This is a genomic window from Vibrio hannami, from assembly GCF_029589055.1.
GTDB lineage: Bacteria > Pseudomonadota > Gammaproteobacteria > Enterobacterales > Vibrionaceae > Vibrio > Vibrio hannami.
The window spans coordinates 601756-615242 of sequence record NZ_JARQZP010000003.1; the positions used below are offsets into that span (position 1 = coordinate 601756).

General features: G+C 42.6%; 13 protein-coding genes, 1 tRNA gene and 1 pseudogene. 7 read left to right on the forward strand and 8 right to left on the reverse strand.

What is annotated here, in order from left to right:
- Positions 1 to 200: 200 nt before the first annotated feature.
- The 6 genes from P7F88_RS04360 (at position 201) to P7F88_RS04385 (ending at position 6701) form a co-directional block, all read left to right on the forward strand.
- A complete protein-coding gene (locus P7F88_RS04360; RefSeq protein WP_277822222.1) occupies positions 201 to 1898 on the forward strand; it encodes a ribulokinase in 1698 nt (565 codons plus the stop codon).
- Positions 1895 to 2644: an L-ribulose-5-phosphate 4-epimerase gene (locus P7F88_RS04365; protein WP_277822224.1), complete on the forward strand. Its 750-nt coding sequence runs from the start codon at positions 1895 to 1897 to the stop codon at positions 2642 to 2644. The genes P7F88_RS04360 and P7F88_RS04365 overlap by 4 nt, the downstream gene beginning before the upstream one ends.
- A gap of 9 nt (positions 2645 to 2653) precedes the next feature.
- Positions 2654 to 4141: an L-arabinose isomerase gene (araA, locus tag P7F88_RS04370; RefSeq protein ID WP_277822226.1), complete on the forward strand. Its 1488-nt coding sequence runs from the start codon at positions 2654 to 2656 to the stop codon at positions 4139 to 4141.
- Between the two features lie 56 nt (positions 4142 to 4197).
- Positions 4198 to 4737, forward strand: a complete 540-nt coding sequence (locus P7F88_RS04375) for a hypothetical protein (protein WP_277822228.1) — start codon at positions 4198 to 4200, stop codon at positions 4735 to 4737.
- Positions 4738 to 4794: 57 nt separating this feature from the next.
- Entirely contained in the window at positions 4795 to 5634 is an 840-nt protein-coding gene (gene araC, locus P7F88_RS04380) for an arabinose operon transcriptional regulator AraC (RefSeq protein ID WP_277822230.1), read from the forward strand.
- A gap of 218 nt (positions 5635 to 5852) precedes the next feature.
- Positions 5853 to 6701 (forward strand): hypothetical protein, encoded by an 849-nt coding sequence (locus tag P7F88_RS04385; RefSeq protein ID WP_277822232.1) that lies wholly within the window; start codon positions 5853 to 5855, stop codon positions 6699 to 6701.
- Positions 6702 to 7512: 811 nt separating this feature from the next.
- On the opposite strand, the gene P7F88_RS04395 is transcribed toward P7F88_RS04385, so the two are convergent.
- From P7F88_RS04395 to P7F88_RS04410, 4 genes are all read right to left on the reverse strand, one after another.
- Positions 7513 to 7935, reverse strand: a complete 423-nt coding sequence (locus P7F88_RS04395) for a YlcI/YnfO family protein (RefSeq protein ID WP_277822234.1) — start codon at positions 7933 to 7935, stop codon at positions 7513 to 7515.
- Positions 7936 to 8012: 77 nt separating this feature from the next.
- Positions 8013 to 8324 carry a hypothetical protein gene (locus tag P7F88_RS04400; protein ID WP_277822236.1) on the reverse strand — a complete coding sequence of 104 codons (312 nt, stop codon included), beginning with the start codon at positions 8322 to 8324 and terminating at the stop codon, positions 8013 to 8015.
- The gene (locus P7F88_RS04405) at positions 8321 to 9499 is read right to left on the reverse strand and encodes a site-specific integrase (protein ID WP_277822238.1); all 1179 of its coding nucleotides are present in this window, start codon (positions 9497 to 9499) and stop codon (positions 8321 to 8323) included. The genes P7F88_RS04400 and P7F88_RS04405 overlap by 4 nt, the downstream gene beginning before the upstream one ends.
- Before the next feature lie 9 nt (positions 9500 to 9508).
- Positions 9509 to 9721 (reverse strand): hypothetical protein, encoded by a 213-nt coding sequence (locus P7F88_RS04410; protein ID WP_277822240.1) that lies wholly within the window; start codon positions 9719 to 9721, stop codon positions 9509 to 9511.
- 133 nt (positions 9722 to 9854) lie between these two features.
- Here P7F88_RS04410 and P7F88_RS04415 point away from each other — a divergent pair, with 133 nt between their 5' ends.
- Positions 9855 to 10067 (forward strand): helix-turn-helix domain-containing protein, encoded by a 213-nt coding sequence (locus P7F88_RS04415; RefSeq protein WP_277822242.1) that lies wholly within the window; start codon positions 9855 to 9857, stop codon positions 10065 to 10067.
- 216 nt (positions 10068 to 10283) lie between these two features.
- Here the strand turns inward: P7F88_RS04415 and P7F88_RS04420 are convergent.
- The 4 genes and pseudogenes from P7F88_RS04420 to P7F88_RS04435 all read right to left on the reverse strand — a co-directional run bounded on the left by P7F88_RS04420 (position 10284) and on the right by P7F88_RS04435 (position 13328).
- Positions 10284 to 10358: transfer RNA gene (locus tag P7F88_RS04420), tRNA-Gly, on the reverse strand.
- Positions 10359 to 10536: 178 nt separating this feature from the next.
- Positions 10537 to 11850, reverse strand: coding sequence for a malic enzyme-like NAD(P)-binding protein (locus P7F88_RS04425; RefSeq protein ID WP_277822244.1), 1314 nt, complete (start codon positions 11848 to 11850; stop codon positions 10537 to 10539).
- 169 nt (positions 11851 to 12019) lie between these two features.
- A complete protein-coding gene (locus tag P7F88_RS04430) occupies positions 12020 to 12250 on the reverse strand; it encodes an alternative ribosome-rescue factor A (RefSeq protein ID WP_277822246.1) in 231 nt (76 codons plus the stop codon).
- 67 nt (positions 12251 to 12317) lie between these two features.
- Positions 12318 to 13328: pseudogene (locus tag P7F88_RS04435) on the reverse strand (PstS family phosphate ABC transporter substrate-binding protein).
- Positions 13329 to 13487 lie beyond the last annotated feature (159 nt).

The following is a 13487-nucleotide window of genomic DNA, read 5'->3' on the forward strand; positions in this document are numbered from 1 at the left end:
AAATGTCTTATTGAGGTGTATTACAGCTGATTATTTGACTGTTTTAAAGAAAATACGCTTTTGTAGAGGTTTGTCTCATACGGCACAAATATTATTGACTGACCAAAAAATCCATATAAATAGCCAGAGAGTTCATGGTGGTGATGTGAGTTTGGCTGCTATAACGTAAAAGTAATCGCAGACTTTTATGTGGAGTTTACATGAACAATACTATAAATAATCAGGCATATACTATTGGGTTAGATTTTGGTTCTGATTCAGTAAGAGCTCTGATAGTTAATGCCGAAACAGGGACAGAGCTAGCAACGGCTGTCACCTATTACCCAAGATGGATGGAAGGTAAATACTGTATCCCGTCACAATCACAATTTCGACATCACCCTCGAGACTATTTAGAGGCGATGACACAAGCGATTCAAGAAGCCGTCTCTAAAGTTTCGGTAGACATTGCTGATGCGGTGGTAGGAATTGGTGTAGATTCCACTGGTTCAACACCGGCGCCAATAGATGCAAAAGGTAATGTACTTGCCTTGCTACCTGAGTTTGAGAACAACCCAAATGCTATGTTCATTCTATGGAAAGATCATACGTCTGTAGAAAAGGCAGAGCTGATTAATAGCCTTGCACATTCTAATGAACACCTTGATTACACGAGATATATAGGTGGAATATATTCATCTGAATGGTTCTGGGCTAAAGCTGCATGGATTTCAGAGAAAGATTCTAAGGTTGCCCAAAATGCCTATAGCTGGGTGGAACTTTGTGACTGGATACCAGCGATATTGTCAGGTAATCAACACCCAGAGAAAATAAGAAGGGGGATATGTGCAGCTGGTCATAAAGCTATGTGGCATGAAAGCTGGGGTGGCTTACCTTCGCAAAGATTTCTATCTGCTATTTCCCCAACCCTAGACGGCATCCGAGATCGCATGTTCACCGAAGTATATACCGCTGATCAACAAGCAGGGAAACTAACTAAAGAGTGGGCGGATAAACTAGGCCTTCCAGAAGGTATAGCGGTTGCAATAGGAGAGTTTGACTGTCACATGGGCGCGGTTGGTGCTGGTGCAGAGAAGTATGATCTGGTTAAGGTCATTGGTACCTCCACCTGCGACATTCTTATGGTCGAAGAGCAAGATGTTGGTGACAAGACTATTTTTGGTATTTGTGGTCAGGTAAAGGGAAGTGCCACCCCCGGTTTACTGGCATTAGAAGCGGGACAGTCTGCTTTTGGTGATATTTATGCTTGGTATAAGCGATTGTTGATGTGGCCAATCGAGCAGTACAACAATCTCAACCCTGACGCTGCCATTCCCGTTGATAAAATAGAGAAATCTATCATTCCCATGTTGACAGATGCTAGCTGTTCGACGGTAGCGGACAGTGCTATTGCAGTAGACTGGCATAACGGCCGAAGAACACCTTATGCTAACCAACGTCTGCAAGGAGCTATCGGGGGGTTAAACCTGGGCACAGATGCACCTGAGTTATTTAGTGCGCTGGTTGAATCAACAGCACATGGCGCAAAAGCCATTGTCGATAGCTTCGTCGAGCAGGGAGTAAAAGTTGACAGAGTCGTAGCAATTGGTGGTATATCGAAAAAATCGCCTTTTGTAATGCAAACTTGCGCAGACGTGATTGGACGGGAGATCGTAGTTGCAGAATCTGAGCAGAGTTGTGCTTTAGGCGCTGCAATCTTTGCTGCTGTTGCTGCTGGTCAATACGCCAATACCGAGGAAGCACAGAAAGTGATGGCAAGCCCTATATGTCATACCTACAAACCTCAACCCGGAGTCGAGAAACTCAGAAAAAGCAGGGCAGAAGCCTATCGATATTTAGGGCTTCAAGTTGAAGGTCTTGCTGAGTTTAAGCTAGCTCAGGAGCGAGAAATCTCATGAACGTGCAATCAAAATTACTCTCTGACAAATCACTAAATAAGCGCCTTGCGATACTAAAGTATCAGGTCTGGCAGGCAAATTTGGCTCTTCAAAAGCATAACCTTGTCACTTTCACATGGGGGAATGTTTCGGGAATAGATCGGGAATCAGGTTTGGTGGTGATAAAGCCAAGTGGTGTGACTTATGAAAAGCTTAGCGCTGAGAACATGGTTGTTGTCGACCTCAATGGAGAGATAGTTGAGGGAACGTTAAAACCTTCCTCTGACACAGCGACTCACGTTGCGCTATATAGGGCTTATCCCGATGTTGGTGGAGTTGTGCATACTCACTCTCAGAATGCAACTTCGTGGGCACAAGCTGGAAGTGCCATCCCGGCGCTCGGTACGACTCACGCAGATTATTTCTATGGAAGCATTCCGTGCGCTCGAGCCCTCACGGATGAAGAAATTGCATCAGATTACGAAGCAAATACTGGCAAAGTGATCATTGAGGCTATTGCCGAAAGTGATCCATTGGAAAAGCCGGGTATCCTGGTTAAAGAGCATGGTCCTTTTAGCTGGGGGAAAACTCCGGACGACGCAGTACATAACTCAGTAGTCATGGAAGTGGTTGCAGGAATGGCACTGCAAACACTAACTATCAATCCTCAGGTTAGCTATATCAATCCTGCTCTACTAGACAAGCACTACCTGAGAAAGCATGGCAAAAATGCTTACTACGGACAATCAGAATCAGTAGGAAAATAAGAGGTTACTATGAAAACATATGGAGACAAAGAAGTCTGGTTTGTTACGGGGTCACAGAGCCTGTACGGTCCGGAAGTTCTTAAAACGGTTGCCCTGAATAGCAGTCAGATTGTGGAAGGTCTGAATCAATCACCAGCTATATCCGTTCCTTTGATAGAAAAGGGAACGGTGAAAACGCCTGATGAAATATCGGAAGTTTGTCGTCGGGCGAACAATGATAGTAAGTGTATTGGTCTAGTCTTGTGGATGCATACCTTCTCTCCGGCAAAAATGTGGATTGCAGGTCTGAGTTTGTTGAATAAGCCCTTCTTGCATTTACATACCCAGTTTAACGCTGCGCTGCCGTGGGATGCTATCGACATGAATTTCATGAACACGAACCAAAGTGCTCATGGGTGCAGAGAGTTTGGCTTTATTGGCACTAGAATGGGCATTGACCGAAAAGTGGTAGTTGGCCACTGGGAGAGTCGGGTTGTTCACGAGCAAGTTGATGATTGGTGCCGGGCTGCTATTGGGATTCATGAAGGCAAAAGTTTAAAAGTTGCTCGCTTTGGTGACAATATGCGTCAGGTGGCGGTGACTGAAGGTAACAAGGTTTCTGCTCAAATCCAGTTTGGGTATGAAGTGAATGCCTACGGATTGGGTGAACTCGCTGACAGCGTGAACCAGGTTTCAGACAACGATGTAAATGCGCTCTTGGATGAGTATGCCTCTACGTACATTTTGTCTCCCTCACTTTTCGATGATATTGATAGCCGAAAAATTCTGTGTCAGGAAGCGCGATTGGAACTAGGAATGGAACGATTTTTAGATTCTGTCAATGCCCGTGCATTTAGTAACACCTTTGAAAACTTGACTGGCATTTCCAATCTACCAGGTCTAGCTACTCAGCGCCTGATGGAAAAAGGTTACGGTTTTGGTGGTGAAGGGGACTGGAAAACCGCAGCAATGACCCGGATTATGAAGGTGATGGGCCAGGGTAAAGAAGGTGGCACTTCTTTTATGGAGGACTATACCTACAACTTTGGCGAAAAGAGTCAGGTTCTAGGTGCACATATGCTGGAAGTATGCCCGACCATTTCCTCGGGCAAACCACGTATCGAAATTCATAGGCATACCATAGGTTGTAATTGCGATATTCCTCGTTTGATGTTCTCCGCTCAGCCGGGATTCGGGCTAAACGTTTCTGTAGTAGATTTAGGCAGTCACTACCGATTGTTGGTGAATACTGTTAATACAGTAAAGCCACCAAAGGCTTTGCCACACTTACCAGTTGCCCATGCCCTATGGACACCTCAACCAAGTCTTGAAGTTGCGGCTGCGGCCTGGATACACGCAGGCGGTGCGCATCATACCGTTTATAGTCAGGCAGTTACTGTCGATATGCTTAGTGATTACGCGGATATTGCAGGTATAGAAATGGTCGTAATTGACGAAGATACCAGAATTAGACAGTTTAAAACTGAGTTAAGAAACAACGTGATCTATTATCGCTAGGCTTGGATCTACGTTTATGAGGGGCTCCCCACAGGGGAGCCTTGACAGGTATAATTTTGAACAAAGAAGTGAAGAATACAGAGCAAGCCTCGAACTATTCTCTTAAGAATGGTGATTGGTGTTTGAGTATATCCGGTGGTAGAGCCGTTGAATTTTTTCTATTTAAAAGCAATACATTAGTTTTTCGCGGTAACCTTAACCTCAAAAACAACAATTTGCCAATAAACATTAGCTCTGGAAAGTGGTCATTTCGTTCCGGAGAGGATAGGTTAGAGCAATGGTGCAATATTCGGGATGAAACATCCTTGTCTGTGAGTATTACCTATAGATTCGACGAGAAGACGCTCTGTATCGAATATCTAGCGAGAAGTAGTATACCTACTCTTCTTGATATCGTGCACAGTATTGAGTTAGTTGACCTAAATTATCATTCAGGAATTTTACCTGAAGAATTTACGACATTGCTCACTGGGTTACAGCATGAAGAGAAAACACGTTCTCATTTAAGTTCAACGAAACAAGGGCAAAGTGCTTTTCGTGAAGCTTTTTATTGTACACAGTGGATCATGTTGGAGAAGTGTGAGTCTGCTGCTTGAGCCTATAAAATTATTAGTTTAACTTCTCCTTGAATTATCAATTAAGTATCTGTCTTTATGCAAAACGACGACCCTCTAAAACCCGGATATAATTTTGACGCCCATTTGGTAGCGGGATTGACCCCAATTATTGAGGGTGATGAGCTTGATATTCCAATTGATAGACCAAATGGTATGAAAGGGTATATCGTAAATATAACTACAAAAGGTGAAGGTACCGTTTTCTTCGGTGGGCATGCGTTTGATGTTTCTCCGGGAGACTTGCTATTGTTTCCTCCAACCGCTTCTCACTACTACCATAGAAAACCCGACTGCTCATCTTGGTTTCATCGCTGGGTCTATTTTCGACCAAGAGCTTATTGGAATGACTGGTTAAGTTGGCATGAGGAAAGGAACGGTGTTTATGTTACTAAAGGTCTTGATGATGAAAGTATTCGTCAGATAGAAAAGTTATTTATTGATATAGAATTTACAGCTAAATCAGACGTACCATATAAAAATGATCTGGCGATCAACTTACTTGAACAATTACTTATCCGGTGCAAAACTACGCAGCCTGACATTATAAGTAAGCCTATCGATCCTCGTATAATTGACGCTACAAATTATATGACGCAGCAGTTAAACCAAGACTTCTCAATTGAAGATGTTTCAGATCATGTATGCCTTTCCCCATCCCGCCTCGGGCATTTGTTCCGTGAAGAAATGAATATGTCCATTACTCAATGGCGAGACGATCAACGTATAAGTCGGGCTAAACATCTTCTTGTTACGACCAACTATTCGGTCAATCATATCGGTCGCATAGTGGGATATACCGATCCGCTTTATTTTTCAAGAGTCTTTAAAAGAAAAGCGGGAGTAAGTCCCAAACACTATCGAGAGCAGATTATTTGAGTTAGATATGGGGTTTTCTGTATCGTACGGCCTACGCATTAAACGCTGCAGGTTATGGTGTTAGGTTGTCAACCGACTTTTCCGGCAATTTTGTCATTGTGGGGTTTAATAAAAGCTACTCGAGAGTACATCTTTTGAGAAGATAACTATTCAAACCAAAGGGGCTCTCGTCTTTCACCTGCGTGAAACAATCAATATATCGTTTAGGAGGATGTTAAATGGAGGTCATGCCCGAAGACACACTGGAGGAGTTTACTCTGCGGTTAAAATGGGCAATATCCAGTCTTGAATCTATAAATCCGGACAGGGCGATACCAGAGAGAAAAGCCTTCTCATATCTTGGTCGGGGGGGAACATGTCTTATGATCGGGAGACTCCTTCATCTGCTTCGTCGCAGTGATGAAGCCGGTGCATATTATGAGCGTGTAATACCTGATATCCGACTGGCAATAGCATCAAGTCTTCGCGTTGAAGAAGAAATTGAAAATCAATATGCTTTATTCAACTATGCATTAACCACAGGCAATAAAGAGCAAGCCACTGAATCGGCCAACATCATTGTGGCTCAAGGTGTGCAACAAGTTCGTATGTTTACCGAGTCGGTTTATCATGTGGCGATGGCCCATCTTTATCCGGGCAAGATTGAGCGCGTCCTCCCATTGATACCAGCATTAAAAAAGCTTGAAGAAAAGAAAAGTGAAAAATTCATAAAACCCGGTTTTATCAAAGCTGTTACAGCATTGTGCGCAAAAGATGTGGGCGAAATGGCAATCGGCGTGACAGAGATGCTTGAAGGGCATTGCCATGAAGCTCGTTATCAACGGTGGGCATTAAATACGGATAACTTAATTTGTATGCCGGTTACGGTGCTCGCTATCATGGCCTTGCGCAATGGAGTAGATGTTAAACCCTTACTCACCAACTCACAAACCAGTTTAAAAACGAGAACCTGGTCTCCAGCCGACCGACCTGAACTGCCTTCGACAGCTAGGTTCATTGTGCCAGTGGACTTGGTACCTGAGTTTATTTTATGTCACTGGAAAGAAGAGCCTGTCAGGGCTCGATAATAAACGTTTTAAGTCATTTGGCTATTGAATCAGTTTTCTGGAAACCACTGTATAATGATATGTATTAGAGTGATACTAGTCGTCACAGTTCTCTGAAAACGTCAATGCATCCTCTATTTCAACACCCAAATGCTTGACAGTACTTTCTAACTTTACTTGTCCTACCAGTAGCTGAATGGCTCTTAATTTCTTGGTTTTGGTATAAATCAATAAAGCCTTGTGTCGGCACAATGAAAGCGCACCGTACTGGTTGATATCTAGTCCAATTCCCCGACCACCTGCCCATAAGAGTTAAGTAGCTATGGTATGAGATATGTTGATCTGCTTTTCAAAAACTTAGAAAAAGGTAGTTTTCCGCTAGTAGCTTATTGGAAAGTTCAACTGTGAATTTGGTTGTTGAGTTTTCGGTGTAATTTCAAACTAAACATGCCTCTTTGTCTTTAGTAGCCGGATAGTCGCCCCTGATAGTGTAAGGTCACTCCGGTCAACGTCTCGATCCTTAAGGCTGTGTAAATACATGAGCGTAATTTGCTGTCTACGCAAGATTGAAGAGTACTAAATCTTTTAAATGCTCCTCTAACTCTTGGCAGAACGGTATCCGCCAGATTTCTTCTAGTCTTTACGTTTTTTCTGTCCTACCCGCAATCCTTTGTTCCGTCGACCAACCATTGTATGCCCCTTTTAACATTACAAGACACATTAAAGTAACACTTAAACAATGATTTATGGGCTGAAGGTAAGAGCAATAAAAATAGGACCGATAAATTGCTTTCCGGCGAAAGCGAGTCAGAAAGACCTGTGCGCTGCACAATCATTCTCTTTGTTTAACTATTTGTCGAACCAACAAACGCGTCCATGGCTTTCCGTCCGGAGTATATTTTTCCATCTGATTCAACCTATCAGCAATCTGCTGGTGGAACATTCCTTGAGAGTGCCATTGTATTGCAAGGTAGGCCGCGGTTTCTTCAAGCTTCTGGGTTTCTGTGCGCACCGAAGAATCAACGTTTGTGCGCACACCTATGCTCTCTTCCCCGAGAGAATGTACGCACAGGGTAGTAGCGTTATTAGTGTTCGCTACTTTCTCTCGGCAAGCATTTTTCACCCATTCAGAAAAGCTCATATCAGCTGGTTTAACTTCTTCAATTTCTACCAGTAGCTCGTGTTCAAAGCGAATGTTCTTTTTCGCTGATTGGCGGTTGGTATTGCTGTTTAATACTACGACTATTTTTTTCATGGGCGTAGACAAATATTAATAAGTTGTAGGTAAGTGTGCGCACATATGGAATTGTAGCTGTGCGCACAGCCGGGTGGTTAATGTAGGATAGTTTTTATAGAGATATTAATTCGTGACTCTAGGGCTGCTAGTATCCAAACGGAATCTCTCGCCTCTGGGTTATTTAAGCACTGCTGTAATACGCGGATAACGCCATCAGTGACGTGACATAAAAACAGGTGTTCGCGTTTGTGTCTGGTTGGAAGTAACGAAGTTCTTTCTCGAATGAGTAAATAGATGTCACTGCGAAAGCCTTCGATATCAGTGCGGGTCATCGATTTGAATGACGACTTCTGAATTACATCAAAGCAGAGACTAGTGCAATGAACCGCTAAAGGTGAATATTTCATGCTTCCCCTCCTTTTTGTAGAAAATGTTCGAAAGCACTACCGTCGCGTCTGGTCAAGTTAGGCACGTAACGTGAGTAAACCCGGAATAACATAGTGGTTGTAGTGTGCCCCATTTGATTAGCAATCCATTCAGGAGCCTCTCCGGACGCAAGCAGTAATGTTGCATAGGTATGCCGTGTTTGGTACGGATTACGTGGCCTCAACTTAGCTCTACGAAGGGTAGGGTACCAAATGGACTTAGACAAAGTTTGATAGTTTAAAGGGAGTCGCTTATCGTTAGTAAAGACGTATTTATCTTTAAGATAAGCCGTCTTTTTGTGCTCGCGAAGCGCTTCGGTGACTCGGTCTGTCAGCATCACAACACGGTATGAACCTTCAGTTTTAACATCTGAAAGCTCACCGCGAACAAGGCTTTGGTTAACCGTAATTGTTTTGTTGTCCAGATTAACGTCTTTCCACATTAGTCCGTCGATCTCACCAGTTCTAAGACCAGTGAAGAATCGAGTTATGTAGTACGGTTTGTACTTGTCCGGTGCATGGGCAATAACCTGTTCAACTTCTTGTAAGTTAAATGGGTCAACTTCTGTACGACCTACTTTTAATGCTTTGATATTCTTCCACGGCGAAGTAAAATCATATCGATCAGCGGCTTCATTCAACATAACTCTTAGTGGTGTCATGATATGATTGATGCGTGAAGGGCTTAACTCTTTACCTTTTCGACCTGGGACTTTGGCGAGTGTAGATCGAAAGCTTAAGATTTGCTGTTTAGTGATGGCGCTGATCTTCTTATTACCGAACATCGGAATGATGTACTTGTTCAGAATGCCTTCCACATCTTGATAATGGCCTTTACGCCATTCGATTTTCTTCTCAGATAGCCATATTTCAGAAAAATCCTTTACCTTAGGTGAATCAACAGAATCAAAGTACTGTTGGGCGGTTTGTTTTTTTGTCTCTAGATCTTTAAAACGAGTAACAGCTTTACTGTTAGGGAAGTACTTTTCATAATCGAACGTATCAATGATGATCTCCGCTTCAATTCTCTTCAGTAGATTTGTAAGCCGTTTGCGATTTGCAGCTGTATCAAGCAATTGAGTTTGTTCGCGACAGCGTTGGCCTTTATAACGAAATTGCAGCACCAGTTTGTTGTTTCTAACGTTAATTACACCCATAGTTCATTCCTATAGTCCGGTTAACAGGGATTGTGAGGAAATACCATTTAGCATTTCTTCTTCAACTCGTTCCCATATGAATAAAATCTTTCTTCCACCAAACGGGCGGATGTAATGGATTCCTTCGAATAGGACTGAGTCCTTTAATTGCTCACGAATAACACGAGAGTCATACTTGATACGTTCAGAGAGTTCTGAAGTTGTCAGATAGGTATGGTTCATCGTAGAATCTCCTATAACACTATTTGCTTTTTAATCGGTCTAAATGACCTCCTGTGGAACAAAATGTATCACAATAATCACCTATTGCAACCATTTTTAACCTGCAGGAGCACATTTTATGTAGGAGAAGAACATGTTGAAGTGCCATTTATCCAAAATAATGGGTGAAAAGCGGCTGAAAATTTCTGATGTAGCGAGGGATACAGACATCAACCGAGGCACAATTACCCGGCTATATAATGAAACAGCAACCCGAGTTGATCTGGAAGTAATAGATAGCTTGTGTGAGTATCTACAAGTTAGCGTTGGAGACCTCTTTGAACACAAGAGTGAGAGTTTGGATTAGTAGAACTTATATTGGGCTGATGAATTTTGAATTTTGGCAGTTCGGAATTTGAAAGACACTAAAATCAAGCATGGACACCGTTATAGCCACCATTTGGCCACAGTGTCCATTTTAGCATCTTTGGAATAGGTGTTTTGAAAGTAGCAGATACACAAAAACACGCCGTAAAGCGTTTAATTTCAATACGTTGGGAGTTTTAAAACAAGAAAGGAAACTTGGAGCGTGCAGCGGGAATCGAACCCGCATCATCAGCTTGGAAGGCTGAGGTAATAGCCATTATACGATGCACGCATCTCGTTGTTGGAATTTATAATGCCACAGGGATTTTAAAATGGAACCCCTAAAAGTAGATAATTTCGAATAAACTCAACTGTTTGAACGTATTTTGCCCAAAGTGCTCTAATTGCAATCAATTGAATGGCTGTAACCTGTATGTAACCTGTAGCCCAGCCATTCAATTGGTATTTTATTAAAGATATTCGTTTTTCTGTTTGATCGCAGCTCTGTATACCGCATCAGCGACTTTATTGTGCATATCTTTATCCAGAGCAGCAGGAACCAAGTCGTCGTTTGGGGCAAGGGCGGATAGTGTTTCTGATACCGCTATCTTCATTTGATGGGAAATATGGGACACATCGGCAGCGAGGGTGCCTTTAAATAACCCCGGGAACGCGAGCATATTGTTAACTACCTTACCGCAAGTCGCGAATGACGCGCCGTGTTCAATAGCCAGACTAGGTTCAATTTCAGGATCGGGGTTACTTAACGCCATAATGATCTGACCTTCTCGAACCATTTCCGGTTTTATCAAACCTTTCACACCGGTAGTCGCAACTACAACGTCTGCGGTAGACATAACATCGTTTAGACTCATTGGGTTACCGCCCATACCGCGCAATTTTTTCTGTGCATCTTCGTCCAGATCACAACCAACGACTTCTTTTACTCCATACTCAAGCAATAGGCTGCAAATACCCATTCCAGCGGCACCCAAACCAATTTGGCCAAATGTCGTCTCTTTTAAATCCACGTTTGCTTGTTTGGTTGCAGAGAGCAGGGCGGCGAGAACAACCATTGCAGTGCCGTGTTGATCGTCATGAAAAACTGGTTTACCTACACGATCAATGAGTTCATCTTCGATAGTAAAACACTCTGGCGCTTTAATATCTTCAAGCAAAATCGCACCAAAAGAAGGGGAGATCGCTTCTACTACCTCAATGATTTTTAGAGGGTCTTTTTCTTTTAAAAGGATGGGCACACCAGAAAGGCCAACCATTTCAGATAGAATAGCCGCTTTGCCTTCCATTACTGGCAAACCTGCTTCGGGGCCAATATCGCCTAATCCAAGTATCGCAGTGCCGTTTGTAACAATGGCTACTGTATTCTGTAGATTTGTGAAGTCCTTTATTTTATCAGGTTTCTGTTGGATCGCTTCGCATACTCTGGCAACACCAGGAGTATACACGTCACGAAGTATCTCAAGAGAATCGATGCTTACTGAAGAAATTGTTTTTATCTTACCTTGCTTGTGACGGTTGAAAACACGATCAGATTTACCGATGATCGATGTATCAGGTAATTGATTAATTTGATCAAATAGCTCGTGAATATTCAGAGAATCGTCGTATTCAAGGGTGACTTCCCACACGGTTTCTTTGTCTAACCTCTGAACGGCATTTAACCCTTCGACTGTGGCACCAAATGCGCCAATAACCCCAAGCACCTTTGCCATGTAACCTGGTTTATGGGGAGCTTCTACGAGCAAAATCTCTACAATATACATGTACACCTCAATTTATAATGTTTTTAGTTACTTCCTTGCGGTATTAAGTGTAGAAGCTTTGAGGTATGGCGGGTATTAATGTAAACAAAATGTGATCAGGAGGATGTAATTAGTATTAATGCTCTAAAAAATTCTGAGTTAAATTAAAAAGCCCTATTCAAACCCAACGTTAAGCTGCTTTTGAATAGGGCTCTTTGCCTCTATGCTTTGCTTTCCTTTGGAAGCTACCTTTGCCTTTTTTGGCTTTTTCGATCTTTGATGTAAACAGTTTACTTGTAACCAGCGCTTTTAGCGCGTTATCGTTAATGGTGCCTCTGCCTGTATCAACGCTACTCTCGTTTTCTTGATTGAGCGAAACGTTGTTTATTACAGGAGGTTTGCGGCGTTTATTCTTGCCCATACTGGTCTCCTTATAAAACAAAGCGATTATTTGCTAGAACTGCGATTAAGTCAAATTGAGCACAAAACTAACGTTTTAGCAGCTCCTCGATACTCACGCCCACCTCGGAACCATTGAACAGAGAGCCAGTTTTCCTCTTATTAAAGTTATCGAGTGCGATTTCATACGCATTCGGAGGTAAAGGGACATAACCAGCGTCACGAACAATATCTGGTGTTCGTTTTTTGTCCAAATAGTATTGAACAAAACGTTCTACAAATTTTCTTCTGTCGACAGCCTTTCGGTTTACATAGATGAATATTGGTCTGGATAGTGGTTGATAAAGTCCTGTACGAGCATTGTAGATATTTGGTGCGACAGGGGTGCTGCCTTTCCATGAAACCGAAACCGCCTTCAACTTGTCCTGGTTTTCCTCGTAATACGCCAGGCCAAAAAACGCCATCGCATTAATGTCTTTAGCCACACCTTCGACGATGACATTATCATCTTCATTAGGGTTGTAGTCTCTACGGGCGTATTTCTGCCCTACAACAGCATTTACAAAATAATCGTAGGTTCCAGAGTCGGTGCCCGGGCCATATAGCACCAGCGGTTTGTCCGGAAAGTCGGAGTTCAGCTGTTTCCATGAAGTAACCTTACCTTCAGACACGGGATGCCTCGCTTTGCTTAGCTCTGCTACCGTCAAAGACTCAGCCTAGCTATTATCTTTATTTATGACAACGGTGAGTGCATCAAGTGCAACAGGCAGCTCAATAAAATCAATGCCGTTTTCAGAGCATAGCTTCTTTTCTTGCTCTTTTATCGGGCGTGATGCGTTTGATATATCCGTATCACCTCGACAAAACTTTTTAAAGCCGCCTCCTGTGCCGGTAATTCCAACGGCTATTTGGGTTTTCCCTTTTTCTAGACGAGTAAAGTTGTCTGAAACAGTGCGAGTAATAGGAAATACGGTGCTAGAGCCATCAATTTTTATAAGATCACGTGCTAGTACGTTATTTGGAACAACAGAAAGTGTTGCTGATAAACCTATCAGGCTGGTTAACGTAATTATGTTAGTAATGGCTATCGAGCGCTTCATATCAACCTTTATTACATTATTTAGAATTACTGTAAGAACTTTAAAGCGAAATTAATATAGGGATTATCTGAATGGGTGACAATGGGAGAGCTACAAAATTCACTGCATTGTAATATTGTTTTCATATCGGTCAGTAATAATCGGCGGCTTAATAAATAC

What these genes read in the sequence shown, in the direction of transcription:
- araC (WP_277822230.1), top strand. Translation starts at nt 4,795, where the DNA reads ATGCAAAACGACGACCCTCTAAAACCCGGATATAATTTTGACGCCCAT.
- P7F88_RS04430 (WP_277822246.1), bottom strand. Translation starts at nt 12,250, where the DNA reads ATGGGCAAGAATAAACGCCGCAAACCTCCTGTAATAAACAACGTTTCG.
- P7F88_RS04400 (WP_277822236.1), bottom strand. Translation starts at nt 8,324, where the DNA reads ATGAAATATTCACCTTTAGCGGTTCATTGCACTAGTCTCTGCTTTGAT.
- P7F88_RS04365 (WP_277822224.1), top strand. Translation starts at nt 1,895, where the DNA reads ATGAACGTGCAATCAAAATTACTCTCTGACAAATCACTAAATAAGCGC.
- P7F88_RS04425 (WP_277822244.1), bottom strand. Translation starts at nt 11,850, where the DNA reads ATGTATATTGTAGAGATTTTGCTCGTAGAAGCTCCCCATAAACCAGGT.
- araA (WP_277822226.1), top strand. Translation starts at nt 2,654, where the DNA reads ATGAAAACATATGGAGACAAAGAAGTCTGGTTTGTTACGGGGTCACAG.
- P7F88_RS04360 (WP_277822222.1), top strand. Translation starts at nt 201, where the DNA reads ATGAACAATACTATAAATAATCAGGCATATACTATTGGGTTAGATTTT.
- P7F88_RS04410 (WP_277822240.1), bottom strand. Translation starts at nt 9,721, where the DNA reads ATGAACCATACCTATCTGACAACTTCAGAACTCTCTGAACGTATCAAG.
- P7F88_RS04415 (WP_277822242.1), top strand. Translation starts at nt 9,855, where the DNA reads ATGTTGAAGTGCCATTTATCCAAAATAATGGGTGAAAAGCGGCTGAAA.
- P7F88_RS04385 (WP_277822232.1), top strand. Translation starts at nt 5,853, where the DNA reads ATGGAGGTCATGCCCGAAGACACACTGGAGGAGTTTACTCTGCGGTTA.
- P7F88_RS04395 (WP_277822234.1), bottom strand. Translation starts at nt 7,935, where the DNA reads ATGAAAAAAATAGTCGTAGTATTAAACAGCAATACCAACCGCCAATCA.
- P7F88_RS04405 (WP_277822238.1), bottom strand. Translation starts at nt 9,499, where the DNA reads ATGGGTGTAATTAACGTTAGAAACAACAAACTGGTGCTGCAATTTCGT.